Annotated in this window: 19 protein-coding genes; 9 read left to right on the top strand and 10 right to left on the bottom strand. The window is 64.0% G+C overall.

Translation table 11 applies throughout. From position 1 onward, the window contains the following. Positions 1-10 precede the first annotated feature (10 nt). The 4 genes from frr to rpsB form a co-directional block, all read right to left on the bottom strand. Entirely contained in the window at positions 11-568 is a 558-nt protein-coding gene (gene frr, locus A9O65_RS10690; protein WP_064699791.1) for a ribosome recycling factor, read from the bottom strand. Between the two features lie 4 nt (positions 569-572). Continuing rightward, positions 573-1340, bottom strand: coding sequence for a UMP kinase (pyrH, locus tag A9O65_RS10685; RefSeq protein WP_064699650.1), 768 nt, complete (start codon positions 1338-1340; stop codon positions 573-575). A gap of 111 nt (positions 1341-1451) precedes the next feature. Next, the gene (tsf, locus tag A9O65_RS10680) at positions 1452-2327 is read right to left on the bottom strand and encodes a translation elongation factor Ts (RefSeq protein WP_064702111.1); all 876 of its coding nucleotides are present in this window, start codon (positions 2325-2327) and stop codon (positions 1452-1454) included. Positions 2328-2495: 168 nt separating this feature from the next. Beyond that, positions 2496-3242 (bottom strand): 30S ribosomal protein S2, encoded by a 747-nt coding sequence (gene rpsB / locus A9O65_RS10675; RefSeq protein ID WP_064699652.1) that lies wholly within the window; start codon positions 3240-3242, stop codon positions 2496-2498. Positions 3243-3539: 297 nt separating this feature from the next. Between rpsB and map the strand changes: the two genes are divergently transcribed. From map to A9O65_RS10640, 7 genes are all read left to right on the top strand, one after another. Continuing rightward, positions 3540-4331: a type I methionyl aminopeptidase gene (gene map, locus A9O65_RS10670; protein ID WP_064699653.1), complete on the top strand. Its 792-nt coding sequence runs from the start codon at positions 3540-3542 to the stop codon at positions 4329-4331. A 10-nt stretch (positions 4332-4341) separates the two neighbouring features. Further along, complete coding sequence (locus tag A9O65_RS10665) at positions 4342-7023, top strand: [protein-PII] uridylyltransferase (protein ID WP_064702110.1); 2682 nt, start codon at positions 4342-4344, stop codon at positions 7021-7023. 103 nt (positions 7024-7126) lie between these two features. Continuing rightward, the gene (gene dapC / locus A9O65_RS10660; protein WP_064702109.1) at positions 7127-8344 is read left to right on the top strand and encodes a succinyldiaminopimelate transaminase; all 1218 of its coding nucleotides are present in this window, start codon (positions 7127-7129) and stop codon (positions 8342-8344) included. Then, complete coding sequence (locus tag A9O65_RS10655; RefSeq protein WP_064699656.1) at positions 8341-8679, top strand: Spx/MgsR family RNA polymerase-binding regulatory protein; 339 nt, start codon at positions 8341-8343, stop codon at positions 8677-8679. Before dapC ends, A9O65_RS10655 begins: the two co-directional genes overlap by 4 nt. A gap of 36 nt (positions 8680-8715) precedes the next feature. Beyond that, on the top strand, positions 8716-9741 hold the full coding sequence (dapD, locus tag A9O65_RS10650; protein ID WP_064699657.1) for a 2,3,4,5-tetrahydropyridine-2,6-dicarboxylate N-succinyltransferase: 1026 nt from the start codon (positions 8716-8718) through the stop codon (positions 9739-9741). A 50-nt stretch (positions 9742-9791) separates the two neighbouring features. Further along, entirely contained in the window at positions 9792-10967 is a 1176-nt protein-coding gene (dapE, locus tag A9O65_RS10645; RefSeq protein ID WP_064702108.1) for a succinyl-diaminopimelate desuccinylase, read from the top strand. 13 nt (positions 10968-10980) lie between these two features. Continuing rightward, positions 10981-11367 carry a hypothetical protein gene (locus A9O65_RS10640; protein WP_064699659.1) on the top strand — a complete coding sequence of 129 codons (387 nt, stop codon included), beginning with the start codon at positions 10981-10983 and terminating at the stop codon, positions 11365-11367. 207 nt (positions 11368-11574) lie between these two features. On the opposite strand, the gene A9O65_RS17535 is transcribed toward A9O65_RS10640, so the two are convergent. Then, positions 11575-12039 carry a cold-shock protein gene (locus tag A9O65_RS17535; protein WP_064699660.1) on the bottom strand — a complete coding sequence of 155 codons (465 nt, stop codon included), beginning with the start codon at positions 12037-12039 and terminating at the stop codon, positions 11575-11577. Positions 12040-12176: 137 nt separating this feature from the next. Here A9O65_RS17535 and A9O65_RS10630 point away from each other — a divergent pair, with 137 nt between their 5' ends. After that, a complete protein-coding gene (locus A9O65_RS10630; protein ID WP_064699792.1) occupies positions 12177-12422 on the top strand; it encodes a SlyX family protein in 246 nt (81 codons plus the stop codon). Positions 12423-12540: 118 nt separating this feature from the next. On the opposite strand, the gene trxB is transcribed toward A9O65_RS10630, so the two are convergent. The 3 genes from trxB to A9O65_RS10615 form a co-directional block, all read right to left on the bottom strand. After that, positions 12541-13491: a thioredoxin-disulfide reductase gene (gene trxB, locus A9O65_RS10625; RefSeq protein ID WP_064699661.1), complete on the bottom strand. Its 951-nt coding sequence runs from the start codon at positions 13489-13491 to the stop codon at positions 12541-12543. Positions 13492-13628: 137 nt separating this feature from the next. Continuing rightward, a complete protein-coding gene (locus tag A9O65_RS10620) occupies positions 13629-14231 on the bottom strand; it encodes a peroxiredoxin (protein WP_064702107.1) in 603 nt (200 codons plus the stop codon). Between the two features lie 157 nt (positions 14232-14388). Then, positions 14389-14598, bottom strand: a complete 210-nt coding sequence (locus A9O65_RS10615; protein WP_064699793.1) for a zinc ribbon domain-containing protein — start codon at positions 14596-14598, stop codon at positions 14389-14391. A gap of 158 nt (positions 14599-14756) precedes the next feature. On the opposite strand from A9O65_RS10615, the gene acnA reads away from it, so the two are divergent. Then, complete coding sequence (gene acnA / locus A9O65_RS10610) at positions 14757-17501, top strand: aconitate hydratase AcnA (RefSeq protein ID WP_064699663.1); 2745 nt, start codon at positions 14757-14759, stop codon at positions 17499-17501. A gap of 127 nt (positions 17502-17628) precedes the next feature. Here acnA and A9O65_RS10605 read toward each other — a convergent pair whose 3' ends face one another. Next, a complete protein-coding gene (locus A9O65_RS10605; RefSeq protein ID WP_064702106.1) occupies positions 17629-19308 on the bottom strand; it encodes an NAD-dependent malic enzyme in 1680 nt (559 codons plus the stop codon). A 127-nt stretch (positions 19309-19435) separates the two neighbouring features. Further along, the gene (locus tag A9O65_RS10600) at positions 19436-20461 is read right to left on the bottom strand and encodes a tryptophan--tRNA ligase (RefSeq protein ID WP_064702105.1); all 1026 of its coding nucleotides are present in this window, start codon (positions 20459-20461) and stop codon (positions 19436-19438) included. Between the last annotated feature and the right edge of the window lie 365 nt (positions 20462-20826).

The raw sequence follows: 20826 nt of genomic DNA, 5'->3' as shown, positions 1-20826 counted from the left end.
CGCCACGCCCTCAGACCTGCATCAGGTCATGCTCCTTGGACTCCAGTGCCTTGTCGATCTCTCCGACGATCTTGTCGGTGAGTTTCTGAATCTCGTCCTCACCCTGACGTTGATCGTCCTCGGTGATTTCCTTGTCCTTGAGCATCGCCTTGAGCTCATGGTTGGCATCGCGACGCACATTGCGCACTGCCACCCGAGCATTTTCGGCTTCCTGGCGCGCCTGCTTGATGTAGCCCTTGCGGGTTTCCTCGGTGAGCATCGGCATCGGCACCCGGATGACGTTGCCGGCGCTGGCCGGATTGAGGCCCAGCTCGGCCGTCATGATGGCCTTTTCCACCTTCGGCACCATGCTCTGCTCCCAGGGAACCACGGTCAGGGTCCTGGCGTCCTCGACATTGACCGATGCCACCTGGTTGATCGGCATCTGGCTGCCGTAATACTCAACGGTCACCGCATCCAGGATGCTCGGGTGAGCCCGACCGGTGCGGATCTTGTTGAAGTTGTGGTGAAGAGCGTCGAGGCTCTTCTTCATGCGGCTTTCCGCATCCTTCTTGATATCGTCAATCACGATGTCACCCTCTATCAATCAGCGTGCCTTCCCTGCCGCCCACCACCAGGTTCAGCAGCGCCCCAGACTTGTTCATGTTGAACACGCGAACCGGCATGTCATGGTCCCGCACCAGGCAGATGGCGGTCAAATCCATGACACCGAGCTTCTGGTCCAGCGCGTCATCATAGGAAAGCTGTTCGTACTTGACCGCATCGGGGTGCCGGACCGGGTCCTTGTCGTAGACACCGTCCACCTTGGTGGCCTTGACCACGACATCGGCATCGATCTCGATCCCGCGCAGACAGGCCGCAGAATCGGTGGTGAAGAAGGGATTGCCCGTTCCCGCGGAGAAGATCACCACATCGCCGGATGTCAGGTAGCGGATGGCCGTCCGACGATCATAATGTTCCACCACACCGCTCATGGGAATCGCCGACATCACGCGCGAACGGATGTTGGAGCGCTCGAGGGCATCACGCATGGCCAGGGCATTCATGACCGTGGCCAGCATGCCCATGTGGTCGCCGGTGACACGCTCCATGCCGGCTTCATGCAAGGCGGCGCCACGGAACAGGTTACCACCGCCGACCACGATGCCGACCTGAACCCCGATACCGACCAGCTGCCCGATCTCCAGGGCCATGCGGTCCAGCACCTTGGGATCGATGCCGAACTCGGCGTCGCCGGTCAGGGCCTCGCCGGAAAGCTTGAGCAGGATGCGCTTGTACTTCGAGACGTCGGCGCGGGGCTTGTCGGACTTGGCTGAAGCGGTTTGCTCGGCACTGCTCATGCGTGGATCTCCCGGAACTCGGCGAATGGACGTGGGTGGCCGGATACACCGACCGGATACGCGATGGCGTGCGCCATCGCGCACGCCATCGTCATGCTGGAACCTCTGACCTCAGCTACGCTTGGCCTGTTCCATCACTTCCTGGGCAAAATCGACTTCTTCCTTCTCGATGCCCTCGCCCACCTCGAAACGGGTGAAGCTGACCACTTCGCCACCGGCAGCCTTGACATACTCGGCGACGGTCTGGTTCGGATCCTTGACGAAGGCCTGTTCGGTCAAGCTGTTCTCGGCCAGGTACTTCTTCAGACGGCCCTGGACCATCTTCTCGGCGATCTGCTCCGGCTTGCCGGCCATGTCCGGCTGAGCCAGGATGATCGCTTTCTCGGCGTCCAGCTTTTCCTGAGGCATATTCTCGGGAAGTGCGACGGCCGGGTTGAGTGCTGCGACGTGCATGGCCACATCCTTGGCGGTCTCGTCATTGCCGCCGTTGAGCACGGTCAGCACGCCGATACGGCCGCCATGGACATAGGCGCCGACCAGGCTGCCACCCTGGGATGCCGCTTCGACGACCACACTGCGGCGCACGCCGATGTTCTCGCCGATCTTCTGTACCAGCTGCTCGCGATCAGCCTCCAGCTCACCTTCCATGATGGCGGCGACGTCTTCGCTCTTGGCGGCGAAGAAGGCATCGGCCACCTTGTCGGCGAACGCGGTGAAGTTGTCGTCACGAGCCACGAAGTCGGTCTCGGAGTTGATCTCGACCATCACGCCATAGCTGCCGTCTTCCGCGACGCGGGTGACGATGGCGCCTTCGGCGGCGGTACGACCAGCCTTCTTGGCGGCCTTGAGACCGGAGTTCTTGCGCAGGTTCTCGATGGCGGTGTCGATGTCGCCACCGGCTTCGGTGAGTGCCTTCTTGCACTCCATCATGCCGAGCCCGGTACGCTCGCGCAGTTCCTTGACCTGAGAGGCGCTGATAGCTGCCATGGTAGTGTCCTCTGAATGGTTCGACCTGGAAGATGGGGGCCGGGCAAGGCCCGGCGCATCCCGTTTCCGCCCCGGGGCGCAAGCAAGGGGGCCGGAGCCCCCTTGCACCGTCACGGCGACGGATCGCCGGCAAGCGGCGCGATATTCACGGCCCTGCCGGGCCCTCGATCACTCGGCAGCGGCGGCGTCGTCGCCAGCGCTTTCCTCGGTGACCTCGACGAATTCGTCGGGACGACCTTCCTTCGCACGGGCGCAGGCGTCGGCGACGGCCTTGACGTAGATCTGAATGGCGCGGATGGAGTCATCGTTGCCCGGGATCACGTAGTCGACGCCATCCGGATCGGAGTTGGTATCCACCACGCCGATGACCGGAATGCCCAGCTTGTTCGCCTCGTTGATGGCGATCCGCTCATGGTCGACGTCGATCACGAACAGCGCATCGGGCAGACCACCCATGTTCTTGATACCACCGATGGAACGCTCGAGCTTGTCCTGCTCGCGAGTCGCCATCAGCACTTCCTTCTTGGTCAACTTCTCGAAGGTGCCATCCTCGTGCATGGACTCGAGTTCGCGCAGGCGCTTGATGGACTGACGAATCGTCTTGAAGTTGGTCAGCATGCCGCCCAGCCAGCGATGGTTGACGAACGGCTGGCCGACGCGATTGGCCTCTTCCTTGATGATCTTGCTGGCGCTGCGCTTGGTGCCCACGAACAGGATCTTGTTGTTCGCGGCCGCCATCTTCTCGACCACATCGATGGCCTCGTTCAGGGCCGGAAGGGTATGCTCGAGGTTGATGATGTGAATCTTGTTACGTGCGCCGAAGATGTACTTGCCCATCTTCGGGTTCCAGTAACGGGTCTGGTGACCGAAGTGAGCGCCTGCCTTCAGCAGGTCACGCATATTGACGTGTGCCATGGATGACTCCTGAAAAATCGGGTTAGGCCTCCATGCACCCCATGGATCCGACCGCCGGTCGCGCCGACGGCACCCGGGACCATGTGCCGGTGCATGTGTGTTTTCAAGGCGTTGCATTTGCATTCACACCTTCCGACCGTACCTCCGCCCGACACCTTGGGGACGAACGGGATCGGCGATTGCAGGAAGGCGCGCAGCTTTATACCATGGATTACCTTCGAGATGAAGTCGCCGACGCGCCTCCACCGTGACCGACGCGTTGATCGGCGGCGATGCCACCCCTGAATCCGAGCTTCCATGAACGTACCCATCAAGACGCCCGACGAGATCGAGAAGATGCGCGAGGCGGGCCGACAGGCCGCCAGTGTGCTGGAAATGATCACCCCTCACGTGCAGGCCGGTGTCAGCACCGGCGAACTCGACCGGCGTTGCCACGACTATATCGTCAACGAGCTGGGCTCCACCCCTGCCCCGTTGAACTACCATGGCTTTCCCAAGTCGATCTGTACCTCGATCAATCACGTGGTCTGCCACGGCATCCCCGATGACGCCAAGAAGCTGAAGAAAGGCGACATCATGAACATCGACATCACGGTGAAGACCGCCGACGGCTATCACGGCGATTCCAGCATGATGTTCATCATCGGCGAGACCATCCAGGGCGAGCGGCTGTCGCGCGTCACCCAGGAGTGTCTGTACAAGAGCATCGCCGAGGTTCGCCCGGGCGTGCGGCTCTCGACCCTCGCCCGGGTCATCGAGCAGCACGCCGAGGCCAACGGCTATTCGGTGGTGCGCGACTTCTGCGGGCACGGCATCGGTGCCGGTTTCCATGAGGAGCCGCAGATCCTCCACTACGATGGCTATGCCCCCGAGGCGGATATCACCCTCGCGGAAGGCATGTGTTTCACCATCGAGCCGATGATCAACGTCGGCGATCATCGCACCAAGGTTCTCCGGGATGGCTGGACCGCCGTGACCAAGGACAAGGGACTCACCGCCCAGTGGGAGCACACCCTGCTGGTCACCGCCAACGGCGTGGAGGTCCTCACCGCTCGTCGCGACGAAGACCTCTCGTTCCTCGACCGCTGAGCCGGCCATCATGCTGCTCCACCACTACCGTTTCGAGCCCGACGAGACGCTGTTCGACATCGAGAAGTTCCGTACCGAGCTCGGCGGCAGCCGCTCGCCCATCGCGCCCTTCAAGGCCGCGCTGGGCGAGATCCAGGCACGGCTCGACGAACGCTTCCGCGCCGGCGCCGACATTCGCGACCTGGTGCATGGGCGCGCCCACTGCCTGGATCGCCTGCTGGCGATCGCCTGGGAGCAGCATGACTGGCCCGACGACGGCATCGCCCTGCTGGCCGTGGGCGGCTATGGCCGGGGCGAACTGCATCCCCATTCGGACATCGACCTACTGCTGCTGCTCGAACGGGACGACGACACCCCCTACCGCGAACCCCTGACCGCTTTCATCACCTTCCTGTGGGACATTGGCCTGGAGATCGGCCACAGCGTGCGCTCGCTCTCGGACTGCTCCCACGAGGCCGCCGCCGATGTCACGGTGATCACCAACCTGATCGAGTCCCGCACCCTGGCCGGCCCCGAACGGCTGCGCGAGGCCATGCAGCACCGTCTGTCGCCGGAACGGTTGTGGCCGGCGGACCATTTCTTCGAGGCCAAGTGGCAGGAGCAGATCAGCCGCCACTATCGCTTCAACAACTCCGAGTACCACCTGGAGCCCAACATCAAGAGCTCCCCGGGCGGGCTGCGCGACATCCAGATGATCGGCTGGGTGGCCAAGCGCCATTTCGCCACCCAGCGCTACGAAGATCTGGTGGCCCACGGCTTCATGAACGATGCCGAACTGCACATTCTCAGCCAGGGCCAGGCCTTCCTCTGGCAGGTGCGCTATGCACTGCACATGCTCAGCGGACGCGCCGAGGACCGGCTCCTGTTCGACCACCAGCGCACCATCGCTGAAATGTTCGGCTACCACGATACGCCGGAGCGTCTGGCCGTCGAACAGTTCATGAAACGCTACTACCGGCACGTCACCGCGCTCGCCAGGCTCAACGACATGCTGCTGCAGCACTTCGACGAAGCCATCCTGCGTGGCGGCGAGTCGCTCGAGACCGTGCCTCTCAACGAGCGCTTCGAGATCAAGGGCGGCTACATCCAGGCCCGCTCCCGGACGCTGTTTCAGGAATCTCCCTCGGCACTGCTCGAGCTCTTCCTGTTGATGGCCGAACATCCCGAGATCGAGGGCGTGCGCGCCGACACCATTCGCCTGATCCGCGATCATCGCCATCTGATCGACGACCGCTACCGAGCCGACCCTCACCACAAGCGCCTGTTCATGGCGCTGCTGCGCTCCAGGGGCAACGTGGCCCGCCAGCTCCGGCGCATGAACCGCTACGGCGTGCTCGGCAAGTACCTGCCGGTCTTCGGGCAGGCGGTCGGACTGATGCAGCACGATCTCTTCCACATCTACACCGTGGACGCCCATACCCTGCGACTGCTGAAGTGCATCCATGGTTTCCGCAAGCCCGAGGCGCGTGAGAACTTCCCCGTCGCCGCCGACCTAGTCCAGCAACTGCCCCGACTGGACCTGCTGTGGATCGCCGGCCTGTTCCACGACATCGGCAAGGGACGCGGCGGAGACCATTCCCTGATCGGCGCCCGGGACGTCGAGGCCTTCGCCTGGGAGCACGACCTTTCGGAACGCGATACCCGCCTGGTGAGCTGGCTGGTCGAAAATCACCTGCTGATGTCCATGGTGGCCCAGAAGCGCGACATCACCGATCCCGAAGTCATCAGCGACTTCGCCCGCAGCGTCGGCGACGAGACACGGCTCGACTACCTCTACGTGCTGACGGTGGCCGACATCAATGCCACCAACCCGACACTGTGGAACGGCTGGCGCGCCTCCCTGCTTCGCCAGCTCCATGGCGAAACCCGGCGCGCCCTGCGTCGCGGTCTCGAGAACCCCATGGAACGCGACGACTCGGTGCGTGAGACACGCGACGAGGCCCACTCCCTGCTGACCACGGTCGGGGCCGACATGGCGCGGGTGGACCGTCTGTGGGCCTCGCTGGGCGAGGACTACTTCCTGCAGTACGCCCCCAGCGAGATTGCCTGGCAGACCCAGGGCATCCTCGCCCACGACGGTAGCGAACTGCCGCTGATCCTGCTCAGCGCTCCCACTGCCGACATGGCCGAAGGCGGCACCAAGGTCTTCATCCATACCCGCTCGGTGGACGATCTTTTCGCTGCCACCTCGGCGGCCATGGAACAACTGGGGCTGTCGATCCACGACGCCCGCATCGCCACCTCGAGCAACAACTGGACCCTCAACACCTTCATCGTCCTCGACGATCATGGCCATGCCATTCGCGAGCCCGGCCGGCTGGAGGAAATTCGCCGCCACCTGGTGGAAGAGCTCGACGATCCCGACGACTACCCGCAGATCGTCACCCGACACACACCGAGGCAACTCAAGCATTTTCGCGTACCCACCGAGGTCATCATCCGGCAGGACCCGGCCAACGAACGCACCCTGCTCGAGCTGACCGCCCCGGACCGCCCCGGGCTGCTGGCGCGCGTCGGTCGTATTTTCATGGAGCAGGACATCGCGCTCTCGGCGGCCAAGATCGCCACCCTGGGCGAGCGCGTCGAGGACGTCTTCTTCATCACCGACAAGGCCGGAGCGCCGCTCACCGATCCCGAGCGTCAGCGTCGCCTGCGCGAGCGCCTGATCGAGGTGCTCGACGTGCGAGGCTGACCGGCGCGTTTGAGGCCCTACCGGGGCTTCCCTATAATCGACCTCCTGCCCGCGCGACGCGAAACAACACAACGACGCCGATCAAGGCTCCGACTGGACACTCATGAATCCCGACCTCGACGCGCTCCAGCCCTATCCGTTCGAGCGACTCGCCGCCCTCAAGGCCGGCATTGCACCGCCCGAGTCGCTTCCCCCTATCCCGCTGACCATCGGAGAGCCTCGCCATGCCCCCTTCTATGGCGCACTGCGAGCCCTCGTCGATCACCGTCATGAGATGGCCAGCTACCCGGCCACCGGAGGCCTCGCCGAGCTACGCGAGGCCATTGCCGACTGGGCGTGCCGGCGTTTCGAGCTCGACGCCCTCGACCCCGACCATCAGGTACTGCCGGTCAACGGCACGCGGGAGGCGATCTTTGCCTTCGTTCAGGCAGCCTTGGACCGGACACGCCCAGCCCGGGTCGCCGTACCCAATCCCTTCTACCAGATCTACGAGGGCGCCACTCTGCTGGCCGGCGGCACGACGCTCACCCTGGACTGCCGTGCCGAGCACGACTTCCGACCGGACCTGGAAGCCGTCTCGGCCGAGACATGGCGCGAGGTACAGATCGTCTTCGTCTGCTCGCCGGGCAATCCCACCGGCGCGGTGACCCCGCTCGAGGAGCTCGAGCGCCTGATCCGGCTGGCGGACGAACATGACTTCATCGTCGCCGCCGACGAGTGCTACTCGGAACTCTACCTGGACGAATCCGCCCCGCCGCCAGGACTTCTGCAGGCCTGCGCGCGTCTCGGGCGCCATGACTATCGGCGCTGCCTGGTTTTCCATTCGCTCTCCAAGCGCTCCAACCTGCCGGGACTGCGCTCAGGGTTCGTGGCCGGCGACAGCGATCTGATCTCGGCCTTCCGCCGCTATCGCACCTACCATGGCTGTGCCATGTCGCTGCCGCTGCAACGCGCCTCCATCGCCGCCTGGCGCGACGAGACGCACGTTCGCGCCAACCGCGATGCCTATCGGGAGAAGTTCGCCGCCGTCACCGAGATCCTCGCTCCGGTGATGGACTTTCCCTCGCCTGAGGCCAGCTTCTATCTCTGGCCGGCGGTGCCCGGTGGCGATGACGAAGCCTTCACCCGAGCACTCTATGCCGAGCAGCACGTCAGCGTGCTGCCGGGCAGCTACATGGGCCGGCCTGGCACCGACGGCCACAACCCTGGCGCCGGTCGAGTGCGCCTGGCCCTGGTCGATGACCTCGACGCCACCACACAAGCGGCGCAGCGCATGCGCCACCTGATCGAACAAACCGTCGGATGGGAGACGAATCCATGATGACGCTGATGATGATCAAGAACTGCGATACCTGCCGCCGCGCCCGCAAGGCTCTCGAAGGCAAGGGCATTCCCTTCCAGACCCATGATCTGCGCGAGGATGGCCTTTCCGCCCCATTGCTCGAGCACATCCTCGAGCACGTGCCGGTCATGACCCTGCTCAACAAGCGCAGCACCACCTGGCGGCAGCTCGACGACGCCGACAAGGCCGACATCGATGCCAACAAGGCCCGCGAGTTGATGCTGGCCAACCCCACTCTGCTCAAGCGCCCGCTGCTGGACACCGGCGACGATATTCTCGTCGGCTTCCGCGATGGCGACTACGACAATCTGTAAGGCGCTCCGGCGCCTCTTCATTCGAGAGGACCCCACATGCTCAGCTTTGCACTCGGAATCGGCACCCAGAACACTCAGGGCGACTGGCTGGAAATCTATTATCCGGCGCCCCTGCTGAACCCCGATGCCAGCCTGGTCGAAGCCGCCGCCAAGGTGCTCGATGCCCCCGCCGGCAACGCCGCTGTCAGTTTCCTGCCGGAACACTGCGCCGAGCTTGCCGAGGCATTCAAGGCCGCCGGCCACGAGGCCCAGGCCGAGCTCGCCGAATCCCTGGCCGCCAGCCAACGACCGTTGGTCGCCACCTTCATCGCCGAGGACGACGCGCCTCAGAGCGCGCCTGAGGTCTATCTCAAGCTGCATCTGCTTTCTCATCGCCTGGTCAAGCCACATGGCACCGACCTGACCGGGATGTTCGGGCTGCTGCGCAACATCGCCTGGACCAACGAAGGCCCTATCGACATCGAGGAGTTGCCGGCACGGCGTCTCAAGGCCCGTCTCGAGGGGCGCACCCTCTCGGTGGACTGCGTCGACAAGTTCCCCAAGATGACCGACTACGTGGTCCCCAGTGGCGTGCGCATCGGCGATACCGCCCGGGTGCGCCTCGGCGCCTACCTCGGCGAAGGCACCACGGTGATGCACGAAGGTTTCGTCAACTTCAACGCCGGTGCCGAAGGTCCCGGCATGGTCGAGGGTCGGATCTCCGCCGGCGTGGTGGTCGGCAAGGGCTCCGACCTTGGCGGCGGCTGCTCCACCATGGGCACCCTGTCCGGCGGCGGCAACATCGTCATCAAGGTCGGTGAAGGTTGCCTGATCGGCGCCAACGCCGGCATCGGCATCCCGCTGGGGGATCGCTGCACGGTCGAAGCCGGGCTCTACATCACCGCCGGCGCCAAGGTCACCCTGCTCGACGACCAGGGCAAGGAGGTCCGCTCTGTGGCGGCACGCGAGCTGGCCGGCCAGGACGACCTGCTGCTGCGTCGCAACTCCCTGAACGGCCGCATCGAGTGCCTGACCAACAAGAGCGCCATCGCCCTGAACGAAGCGCTACACGCCCACAACTGAGTCGCTCCCCGGGCGCTGACGCGCCCGGGGCCGGCCCGCCGGAATCCCGCATGACCTCATCCGAGACCGCCAAGACCCTGTCCCCCACGCTCGAACTCGCCATGGAGCTCATGCGACGTCCCTCCGTCACCCCCGATGATCAGGGATGTCAGGCACTGATGATCGAGCGACTCGCTCGCCTCGGCTTCCAGATCGAGCGACTGCCGTTCGGCGATGTCGAGAACTTCTGGGCCGTACACGGCCATCATGGCCCGGTACTGGCATTCGCCGGCCATACCGACGTGGTACCCAGCGGCCCCGAGGTACACTGGCAATATCCGCCCTTCGAGCCCCGCATCGACGACGACGGCATGCTGTGCGGACGTGGCGCGGCAGACATGAAGGGTAGCCTGGCCGCCATGCTCACTGCCGTGGAGCGCTTCGTCACCGAGCACCCGGATCATCCCGGCCGTATCGCCTTTCTGATCACCTCCGACGAGGAAGGCCCGGCCGTGGATGGCACCCGCGCGGTGGTCGAGCACCTGCGCGAGTCTCACGACCGCCTGGATTACTGCATCGTCGGCGAGCCCTCCTCCACCGAGTGGTTGGGCGACGTCATCAAGAACGGCCGTCGCGGCTCGCTCGGCGGCGTGCTGCATGTTCGTGGTATCCAGGGCCACGTGGCCTACCCTCACCTGGCCCGCAACCCCATCCACCAAGTCGTACCGGCGCTGGACGCTCTGGTGCGCGAGCACTGGGACGGTGGCAACGCCTTCTTCCCGGCCACCAGCTTCCAGATCTCCAACCTGCGCGCCGGCACCGGAGCCACCAACGTGATTCCCGGCGATGTGGAAGCGACCTTCAACTTCCGCTACTCCACCGAGGTCACACACGAGGCGCTGCGTCAGCGCACCGAAGCCATCCTCGAGGCACACGGCCTGGACTTCCACATCGACTGGACCCTCAACGGCGAACCTTTCCTGACCGCCGAGGGCGAGCTGGTGGATGCCGCTCTGGCCAGCGTCGAGGACGTCATGTCACGTCGGCCCGAGCTTTCCACCTCCGGTGGCACCTCGGATGGTCGCTTCATCGCCACCCTCGGCAGCCAGGTGGTCGAGCTGGGCCCCCTGAACGCCACCATCCACAAGGTAGACGAACGCGTCAGGGCCGCCGACCTCGACGATCTGAGCCGGATCTACGAGGCCGTGCTCGCTCGCCTGTTCATCAACGGCGCATCACGGTCCTGAGCCGGAGGTAGTCATGGAAGCGTATCCCGATATCGAGATTTACCTGGCCAATGCCGACCTCGAGGCACTGAATGCCTGGCTGGGCCATGCCCTCGGCGCCCCGCCCCTGGCCTCGGCCGGCAAGCACCGCTGGCGCACACAGGCCCAGCATGACGGCCATGCCATCGCTATCCTGCTCGTCGTCAAGGCCGCCGACGGCTTCGCCAGCCTGTGGTTCGACAGCCCCGACACGCCCTGGACGACGGATAGCGACTGCGCTCGCGAGGCGGCGAGCAAGCTTGGCTGCGAGGTCCGCTGCTCCCTTGGCGGCTGGCAGCCCGGCGACGATCCGGACCGCTTCCTCCAGGTCCTGCCCGATGGCCAGGAAGCGACCATCGACTGGCCGGATTCAGGGCAGTAAGAGGGAAGAAGGGGAAGGAAAGAAAGCAAAAAAGAGGGAAGATATTTCTCCCCCTCTTTCAGCAACGCTGGTTCAGGTGGAAGACAAACCGCGCCGAACGAAGATCAGACAAGGCGGAAGGTCGTCGAGAGAGCGGAGTTTGCTAGCTGCTAAATGAGCATCTCGAGACGACCTTCCAACACAGTATGATCAAGTGCAGGCCGGTTTTCAGGTAATCACGGTGACATCGTCGGCCTGCAAGCCCCGCTCATTGCGCGACACCTGGTACTTCACCTTCTGGCCCTCGGCCAGGGTGCGATGCCCACGGCCGCGAATGGCTCGAAAATGCACGAACACGTCCTCGCCACTGTCGCGAGTGATGAAACCGTACCCCTTGTTGACATTGAACCACTTGACCTCGCCGATCTCGCGATCATCGTCCTCGACCTCGGCCAGGTTGACCAACTGAGGCGTCAGGGCATTGACTGCCAGGGTGGCGATCAGCAAAAGAACGAAAACCGCCAGAGCCACGGCCAGATAGACGATGCCCACGCCCCCTATCTCGAGACTGGCGGCTATCTCCCTGGACATGGCGCCACCGGCGAGATAAACGAACAAGGCCACCAGTAACGGTGACGGCGCGGCCAGCAACAGGCTGATGAGACTGCAACGCAACACGACCTTTCGATTCATAAACGTCTGATGCTCTCTTTGTCGTAATAGAAAGGAAGGAATAACGCGGTAACGAGGCACTTCACGGCGCGATGCACCGCCCCCGAACCGAGACCGATGCCACGATGAACGGTGGCATGCAGCACAAGGATTCTATCATGAAGCAAGATGACACGCTTTCCGATCTCCAGGCACGCCTGACCGCCCTGGAAAGCCGATACGCCTATCAGGAGGACTGGCTGGACACCTTGGACCGCAGCGTGGCACAGCAGGAAAAACGCCTGGCCCAACTCGAGCGACTCAACGAACTGATGCAACGCAAGATTCGTGACCAGCAACAAGCCCTGCAGGAAAACGACATGGCGCTCCCTGGCCCCGAGGACGAACTACCGCCGCATTATTGAGACCCAAGAAGGAAGAAGAAAGACAGGTTAGCTCCAGGACTTAGGGGCAGGGTCGTCTTCTCCCTTCCAGACGCGCAGCGCCGGTCTTCATTCTTCTGGCAGCGTCAGCCACACGCTTCTAGCTTTCGTCGAGATACCGCTCGGCATCCAGGGCTGCCATGCAGCCACTGCCCGCGGAGGTCACGGCCTGGCGATAGACGTGGTCCATGACGTCGCCGGCGGCGAAGACGCCGGGGACGCTGGTGGCGGTAGCGTTGCCCTCGAGCCCCGACTGGACCTTGATATAGCCGCCGGCCATGTCCAGCTGCCCCTCGAAGATGCCGGTGTTGGGGCTGTGGCCGATGGCGATGAACACGCCCGGAGCGTCGACCTCGCGGGTGCTACCGTCCTCGGTGGACTTGAGCCGCGCCCCGGTCACACCGGTATTGTCGCCGAGCACTTCGTCGAGGGTATGGTTCCAGATCACCTCGATATTGCCGTTCTCGACCTTGTCGAACAGCTTGTCCTGCAGGATCTTCTCGGCACGCAGGCTGTCACGGCGGTGCACCAGGGTCACCTTCGACGCGATGTTGGAGAGATACAGCGCCTCCTCGACAGCGGTATTGCCGCCACCGACCACCACGACATCCTGATTGCGGTAGAAGAAACCGTCACAGGTTGCGCAGGCCGACACGCCCTGCCCCATGAAGCGGCTCTCGGATTCCAGCCCCAGATAACGGGCGCTGGCGCCCGTGGAGATGATCAGCGCGTCGCAGGTATAGGTGCCGTTGTCGCCCTTGAGCGTGAAGGGGCGCTCCCTCAGCTCGACCTCGTGGATGTGATCGAACATCACCTCGGTCTCGAAACGTTCGGCATGCCGCTTCATCCGCTCCATCAGCTCAGGCCCCTGGACCCCAGCATCATCACCGGGCCAGTTGTCCACATCGGTGGTGGTCGTCAACTGGCCGCCGGCCTGGATGCCGGTGATCAACAACGGCTTGAGGTTGGCCCGGGCCGCATAGACGGCGGCCGTGTAACCGGCCGGCCCGGACCCGAGAATGATCAGGCGTTCGTGGCGCGCTTCGCTCATGGGATACCTCGCAACTCTGGCAATGGGTAACGCAACGGACTGGGCGATGCCGACGCACCATCGGCATGGCGCAGGCCACTACGGTCGGGCCGCTGCCGGGAGCGGCAACCGCCGCCCCCGAACTTGCCCTGCGGCGCTCAGAGCGCCTCGGCGTGGTTGCCCAGGTACTTGGCGACCCCCTCGGCGGTGTCTTTCATGCCTTCCTGGCCTTCGTCCCAGCCAGCCGGGCAGACTTCGCCATGCTGCTGGTGGAACTTGAGCGCCTTGACCATGCGCAGCATCTCGTCGACGTTGCGGCCCAGCGGCAGGTTGTTGACCACCTGGTGCTGGACGACGCCATTCTCGTCGATCAGGAAGGAAGCACGCATCGCCACGCCGGCATCCGGATGCTCGATGCCGTAGGCATTGGTGACCTCGTGCTTGACATCGGCCACGATCGGGAAGCCAACCTCACCGATGCCACCCTTCTCGGGAGAGGTCCGGCGCCAGGCGTGGTGGGTGAACTGAGAATCGATGGACACGCCGATCACCTCGACACCGAGCTCCTTGAACTGCGCCAAACGATTGTCATGGGCGATGATCTCGGAGGGGCAGACGAAGGTAAAGTCCAGCGGCCAGAAGAACAGCACGCGCAACTTGCCGTGGCTGTCGGAAAGCTTGAAGTTCTCGACGATCTCGCCGTTGCCGAGGACAGCCGCGGCTTCGAAATCGGGCGCTTGACGTCCAACCAGTACGCTCATTGGAGCTCCTTGCAGTCGTAGAAGTGTCAACGATGATGAAAAAGGGGATATCACACTAGGCCAGCCACGACCGCCGAACCATTGGCTCGACGCTATGGCATGCATAGCCGCAACCTATTGTGCCGTGCACAACAGGGATTCACCAGATCGGCACGCCTCACAGTACATCATCGTCGCGCCCCAGGGTGACCGACACGATGTCCCCGCTGATCGACGACACCTCGATACGCACCTGGATCGGGGCACAGCAGCGCGGGCAATCCTCCCAGGTCGCGTGGCTCCCCTGGGAGGCATCGACCAGCAACGCAAAGGGCGTGTCGCAGTAGGGACAACGAACCGATCGGCTCTCCAGCGCGTCCTCGTGCACGGCTCCTCCGACCAACATTCAATCCAACGGAAATGGGGATGACAGGCGCCGTTTCAAGGCCAACGCCCTGGCGCAATGGTTGAAAACCCCTTCTATCATGACCATGTAAGACTACGAACCCAGGATGGTTCGACACTCCCCGTGACAGGAGGATAGCAATGAGCACCGAGTCCACACCGGATACCTTGCAGACCTTCGAGGCCGCAGGCACGACCTACCACTATTACAGCCTGCCGAAAGCCGCCGAAGCCCTTGGCAACATCGACCGCCTGCCGATGACGCTCAAGATCCTGCTCGAGAACCAGTTGCGCTTCGCTTCCGACCCCAGCGTCGCCCGCGAAGACATGCAGGCACTGGTCGACTGGCAGCAGAACGCCTCATCCGACCGCGAAATCGGCTACCGCCCGGCCCGGGTCCTGATGCAGGACTTTACCGGCGTGCCCGGCGTGGTCGACCTCGCCTCCATGCGTGCCGCCGTCGAGGGTCTCGGCGAGGATCCCTCGCGCATCAACCCGCTGTCGCCCGTCGATCTGGTCATCGACCACTCGGTGATGGTCGACAAGTTCGGCAACCCCACGGCGTTTCGCGACAACGTGGCCATCGAGATGGAGCGCAACCGCGAGCGCTACGAGTTCCTGCGCTGGGGTCAGCAGGCCTTCGACAACTTCCGGGTGGTACCGCCGGGTACCGGCATCTGCCACCAGGTCAACCTCGAGTACCTGGGCAAGACGGTGTGGACCAAGGAAGAAGACGGCAAGACCTTCGCCTATCCCGACACCTTGGTGGGCACCGATTCCCACACCACCATGATCAACGGCCTGGGCGTGCTCGGCTGGGGCGTGGGCGGCATTGAGGCCGAGGCCGCCATGCTCGGCCAGCCGGTCTCGATGCTGATTCCCGAGGTCGTCGGCTTCAAGCTCACCGGCAAGCTTCGCGAAGGCATCACCGCCACCGACCTGGTGCTGACGGTGACCCAGATGCTGCGCGAGCGCGGCGTGGTAGGCAAGTTCGTCGAATTCTACGGCGACGGCCTCGCCGATCTGCCGTTGGCCGACCGCGCCACCATCGCCAACATGGCCCCCGAGTACGGCGCCACCTGCGGCTTCTTCCCGGTCGACGACGAAACCCTCAATTACCTCCGGCTGACCGGCCGCGAGGACGCCCAGGTCGAGCTGGTCGAAGCCTACTGCAAGGCCCAGGGCCTGTGGCGCGAACCCGGCCACGAGCCGATCTTCAGCGACACCCTGCACCTCGACATGGACGAAGTGGAGTCCAGCCTGGCGGGTCCCAAGCGCCCCCAGGACCGCGTCGCCCTCAAGGACATGCCGACGGCCTTTGCCAAGGTGATGGAAGAGGACGGCAAACCGTTGCCGGCCACCGAGAAGGGTCGCCTGTTCTCCGAAGGCGGCCAGACCGCCGTGGGCGTCGAGGAAAGCTACGAGCATCACGACAGCCAGGAAGTCGACATGGAAGGCGAGGCTTTCCGGCTCGACCCCGGCGCCGTAGTGATCGCTGCCATCACCTCCTGCACCAACACCTCCAACCCCAGCGTGATGATGGCTGCCGGTCTACTGGCGCGTAACGCCCTGGCACGCGGCCTCAAGACCAAGCCCTGGGTCAAAACCTCGCTGGCCCCCGGCTCCAAGGTGGTGACCGACTACCTCGCCGCCGGCGGCGTCCAGGATGACCTGAACGAACTGGGCTTCAACCTGGTGGGCTATGGCTGCACCACCTGCATCGGCAACTCCGGACCGCTGCCGGAGGCCATCGAGAAAGCCGTCGAGGCCGGCGACCTGACCGTGGCTTCGGTGCTGTCGGGCAACCGCAACTTCGAGGGGCGGGTACATCCGCTGGTCAAGACCAACTGGCTGGCCTCACCTCCCCTGGTGGTGGCCTATGCCCTGGCCGGCAACGTGCGCAAGGACCTCGCCAACGAGCCGCTCGGCACCGGCGACGATGGCCAGCCGGTATATCTCAAGGACATCTGGCCCAGCCAGGCGGAGATCGCCGAGGCGGTGGAGAAGGTCAAGACCGAGATGTTCCGCAAGGAATACGCCGAGGTCTTCGACGGCGACGACGTCTGGAAGGCCATCGACGTACCCGAGAGCCAGGTCTACCAGTGGTCCGATGACTCAACCTACATCCAGCATCCGCCCTTCTTCGAAGGCATGGGGCGTGAGCCCGCCGCCACCGAGGATGTCGAGGGGGCCCACATCCTGGCCCTGCTCGGCGACTCGGTGACCACCGACCACATCTCGCCGGCCGGCGCCATCAAGCCCGACAGCCCCGCCGGTCGTTACCTCCAGGAGCGCGGCGTCAAGCCAGTGGACTTCAACTCCTACGGCTCGCGTCGCGGTAACCACGAGATCATGATGCGCGGCACCTTCGCCAACGTGCGCATCAAAAACGAGATGCTCGACGGTGTGGTCGGCGGCGAGACCCGCCACGTGCCATCCGGCGAACAGATGTCCATCTATGACGCGGCCATGAAGTACCAGCAGGAAGGCACGCCGCTGGTGGTCATCGCCGGCAAGGAGTACGGCACCGGCTCCTCGCGTGACTGGGCCGCCAAGGGCACTCGACTGCTCGGCGTGCGTGCCGTGCTGGCCGAATCCTTCGAGCGCATCCACCGCTCCAACCTGATCGGCATGGGCGTGGTACCGCTGCAGTTCACCGAGGGCGACACCCGAGAGACCCTGGGTCTGACCGGCGACGAGCGCATCTCCATCGCCGGCCTCTCGGAGCTGACACCGGGCGGCAAGGTCGAGGTGACCATCGCCAGTCCCAAGGGTGAGAAACGCATCGAGGCTCTGTGTCGCATCGATACCGCCAACGAGCTGGAATACTACCTCCACGGCGGCATCCTGCACTATGTTCTGCGCAAGATGATCGGCGCGGCCTGATCGCCGCCTTTCCCCCTTGACGCAAAAGCCCCCGCCGGTTCACCGGCGGGGGCTTCTTTGTGGCGGGTCGCTATCTTGCGAGCAACGCCAACGCGCAGCAGGGGCACATCACCGCACGCCGACGATGTCAGAAGGAACGGCGCCGATAATCCCGATACTCCGGATACCAGAAGTGGCGCTCGATGGCGGCACGGATGGCCTTTTCATCGCTTTTCAGGGCCACTTCCTCCTTCTGCGCCTGGGCGGCCACTTCGAAGGCGATCGCCTTGGACAGATCCCGGATCTTCGACAGGGCCGGCAACACCGACCCTTCACCGGTCTTGGCCACCGGCGCTTCCGCCGCCAGGGCACGGGAAGCCGCCATCAGCATGCCGTCGGTGACCCGGCGCGCACCGGCGGCCACCACACCGAGCCCGATGCCCGGAAAGATATAGGCGTTGTTACACTGGGCGATGGGATACTGGCGTCCCTGATACTCCACCGGCGCGAAGGGGCTGCCCGTGGCCACCATGGCCTGGCCGTCGGTCCAGCGGATCACGTCTTCCGGCAACGCTTCGGCTCGGGAGGTCGGGTTGGAAAGCGGCATCACCAGCGGCGAAGGGCAACCGGCATGCATGGTGCGGATCACCTCTTCGGTGAACAGGCCCTGTTGGCCGCAAACACCGAGCAGCACCGTCGGACGCACCTGCTTGACCACCTCGAGCAGCGCCTGCCCGTCCCAGCCCTCGACCAGCGAGGGGTCCTGCGCCAACCGCCGCTGGAAATCGCGTAGCCAGGACTGTTCCGAGGTCACCAGCCCCTCGCGGTCGACCATGAAGACGCGCGCCCGGGCCTCCTGTTCCGACAGGCCCTCGGCTTGCATGGCCACCACCACTTGCTCGGCGATGCCGCAACCGGCGGACCCTGCTCCCACGAAGACCACACGCTGATCGGCCACGCCTTCGCCCCGAGCCTTGCACGCCGCCATCAGGGTGCCTACGCAGACCGAGGCAGTTCCCTGGATGTCGTCATTGAAGCAGCACAGCTCGTCGCGGTAACGCTCCAGCAGCGGCATGGCATTGGCCTGGGCGAAGTCCTCGAACTGCAGCAGCACCTGAGGCCAGCGACGCTTCACGGCCGCGATGAAGTCTGCCATGAAGGCATCGTACTCTGCCTGGGAGACACGCGGATGTCGCCAGCCCATGTACATCGGGTCGTCGAGCAGGGCCTGGTTGTTGGTGCCCACATCGAGCGTGATCGGCAGCGTATAGGCCGGGCTGATGCCGCCACAGGCGGTGTACAGGGAAAGTTTGCCGATGGGAATTCCCATGCCGCCGATCCCCTGATCGCCCAGCCCCAGGATACGCTCACCATCGGTGACCACGATCACCTTGACCTTGTCCTTGGTGGCGCTGCGCAGGATATCGTCCATGCGGTCCCGATCGGGATAGGAAATGAACAGGCCACGATGGTTGCGATAGATGTTGGAGAATTCTTCGCAGGCCTGCCCCACCGTGGGGGTATAGATGATCGGCAGCATCTCCTCGAGATGCTCGGAGACCAGACGAAAATAAAGTGTCTCGTTGTCGTCCTGGATGGCGCGCAGATAAATGTGCCGGTCCAGATCGTTCTGGCACTGGCGATACTGGCGATAGGCCCGCTCGACCTGTTCCTCGATGGTCTCGACATTCTGCGGCAACAGGCCGATCAGGTTGAACTCGAGGCGTTCCTCGCGAGTGAAGGCACTCCCCTTGTTGAGCAGCGGCATCTCGAGCAAGGGGGGCCCGGCGTAGGGAATATAGAGGGGGCGCTTGGCTTCTCTGGTCATCGGTTCGTCTCTGCTGTCTCTGGAATCCGGGCCGTGACGCTCTGCGGCGACTTGGGCGCTACTCTACCACGTCGGCGCACCGCCCATGGAGACCAAGGCTCCTGGAGGCGCCGTTCAGCGTGGCGAATCAGACGAAACGTCCCAGACCTACCGCCTGGCGCAGCCGATCCATGAAAGGCGCGGCCTCGGCACGGGCACGCTCGGCCCCCTGGCGGAGCACGTTCTCGATGTGAGCAGGATCTTCCAGCAGCGCCTGGTAGCGCTCCCTCGGCTCGCGAAGTTGTTCATTGAGGTATTCGAAGACCCGGTTCTTGGCCTCGCCCCAGCCGATCCCGTTCTCGTATTCGGTACGCATCTCGGCCGCCTCTTCCTGACTGGCGAAGGCCGAGTAGATCTGGAACAGCGTGCAGCTATCCGGATCCTTGGGCTCGCCGGGTTCCAGCGAGTTGGTCTTGATCTTGCGCACCAACTTGAGCAGCTTTTTCTCGGAGACGAACAGCGGGATGGTGTTGTCGTAGCTCTTGGACATCTTGCGTCCATCGAGCCCGCCCAGAACCTCGACCCGCTCGTCGACCACCGCATCGGGCAGGGTGAAGTACTGGCCCTTGAAGAGGTGATTGAAGCGGCCGGCCATGTCGCGCGCCATCTCGATGTGCTGGATCTGGTCGCGTCCTACCGGCACACGCTGGGCGTTGAACATCAGGATGTCGGCGGCCATCAGCACCGGATAGCCGAACAGCCCCATGGTCACGCCCTTGTCCGGGTCCGGATGACCGGCCTGCTCGTTGTCGGCCACCGCCGCCTTGTAGGCATGGGCACGATTCATCAGGCCCTTGGCGCAGACGCAGGACAGCATCCAGGTCAGCTCGGGAATCTCGGGAATGTCCGACTGCCGATAGAAGATGGCATTATCGGTATCCAGCCCCAGGGCCAGCCAGGTGGCGGCGATCTCCAGGCGCGACTGCTGGACCCGCTTCGGGTCCTGGCTCTTGATCAGCGCATGCAGGTCGGCGAGGAAATAGTAGGACTGGACGCTCGGGTCCTGGCTCGCGGCGATGGCGGGCTTGATGGCGCCGACATAGTTGCCCAGGTGGGGAGTACCGGTGGTGGTGATGCCCGTGAGCACACGGGTCTTGTCGGATGCTGCAGTCATGAAAGCGGGACTCTGCTGACTCTGGAATGCCCGCCATGGTAACGCGAGGCCCCGGTCAAGGCGACCTGCCGGGAACAAGTCGCAGGGCTAGTGCAGAGAGTCGTATCTGCCCGGGGCTGATCGCGAGGAAGTGCTGTGAATACCTCCTTGTACACTACCGACGCCCAGCGGCGCTCTCGTAGTATCCTGCTCCGCTTGCAGGACCAGTGCTGGCCATCCATGGCCAGCCCGTTCGGAGCAGTGCTTCTCACCCTTGGCGTCGGATCTCCTCTTCGGCTTGGTCCCGGCGCCCCTCGTCAGGAGCTCCCTGACGAGGCATCGCAGTCGTCGCTAGGGAAAGAGACCAACCTCAGATCGAGAAAAGG

Origin of the sequence: Halomonas caseinilytica (genome assembly GCF_001662305.1) — a bacterium.
GTDB lineage: Bacteria > Pseudomonadota > Gammaproteobacteria > Pseudomonadales > Halomonadaceae > Halomonas > Halomonas caseinilytica.
This window is presented reverse-complemented; position numbering and strand designations above follow the sequence as displayed.

What these genes read in the sequence shown, in the direction of transcription:
- pyrH (WP_064699650.1), bottom strand. Translation starts at nt 1,340, where the DNA reads ATGAGCAGTGCCGAGCAAACCGCTTCAGCCAAGTCCGACAAGCCCCGC.
- tsf (WP_064702111.1), bottom strand. Translation starts at nt 2,327, where the DNA reads ATGGCAGCTATCAGCGCCTCTCAGGTCAAGGAACTGCGCGAGCGTACC.
- rpsB (WP_064699652.1), bottom strand. Translation starts at nt 3,242, where the DNA reads ATGGCACACGTCAATATGCGTGACCTGCTGAAGGCAGGCGCTCACTTC.
- map (WP_064699653.1), top strand. Translation starts at nt 3,540, where the DNA reads ATGAACGTACCCATCAAGACGCCCGACGAGATCGAGAAGATGCGCGAG.
- A9O65_RS10665 (WP_064702110.1), top strand. Translation starts at nt 4,342, where the DNA reads ATGCTGCTCCACCACTACCGTTTCGAGCCCGACGAGACGCTGTTCGAC.
- dapC (WP_064702109.1), top strand. Translation starts at nt 7,127, where the DNA reads ATGAATCCCGACCTCGACGCGCTCCAGCCCTATCCGTTCGAGCGACTC.
- A9O65_RS10655 (WP_064699656.1), top strand. Translation starts at nt 8,341, where the DNA reads ATGATGACGCTGATGATGATCAAGAACTGCGATACCTGCCGCCGCGCC.
- dapD (WP_064699657.1), top strand. Translation starts at nt 8,716, where the DNA reads ATGCTCAGCTTTGCACTCGGAATCGGCACCCAGAACACTCAGGGCGAC.
- dapE (WP_064702108.1), top strand. Translation starts at nt 9,792, where the DNA reads ATGACCTCATCCGAGACCGCCAAGACCCTGTCCCCCACGCTCGAACTC.
- A9O65_RS10640 (WP_064699659.1), top strand. Translation starts at nt 10,981, where the DNA reads ATGGAAGCGTATCCCGATATCGAGATTTACCTGGCCAATGCCGACCTC.
- A9O65_RS17535 (WP_064699660.1), bottom strand. Translation starts at nt 12,039, where the DNA reads ATGAATCGAAAGGTCGTGTTGCGTTGCAGTCTCATCAGCCTGTTGCTG.
- A9O65_RS10630 (WP_064699792.1), top strand. Translation starts at nt 12,177, where the DNA reads ATGAAGCAAGATGACACGCTTTCCGATCTCCAGGCACGCCTGACCGCC.
- trxB (WP_064699661.1), bottom strand. Translation starts at nt 13,491, where the DNA reads ATGAGCGAAGCGCGCCACGAACGCCTGATCATTCTCGGGTCCGGGCCG.
- A9O65_RS10620 (WP_064702107.1), bottom strand. Translation starts at nt 14,231, where the DNA reads ATGAGCGTACTGGTTGGACGTCAAGCGCCCGATTTCGAAGCCGCGGCT.
- acnA (WP_064699663.1), top strand. Translation starts at nt 14,757, where the DNA reads ATGAGCACCGAGTCCACACCGGATACCTTGCAGACCTTCGAGGCCGCA.
- A9O65_RS10605 (WP_064702106.1), bottom strand. Translation starts at nt 19,308, where the DNA reads ATGACCAGAGAAGCCAAGCGCCCCCTCTATATTCCCTACGCCGGGCCC.
- A9O65_RS10600 (WP_064702105.1), bottom strand. Translation starts at nt 20,461, where the DNA reads ATGACTGCAGCATCCGACAAGACCCGTGTGCTCACGGGCATCACCACC.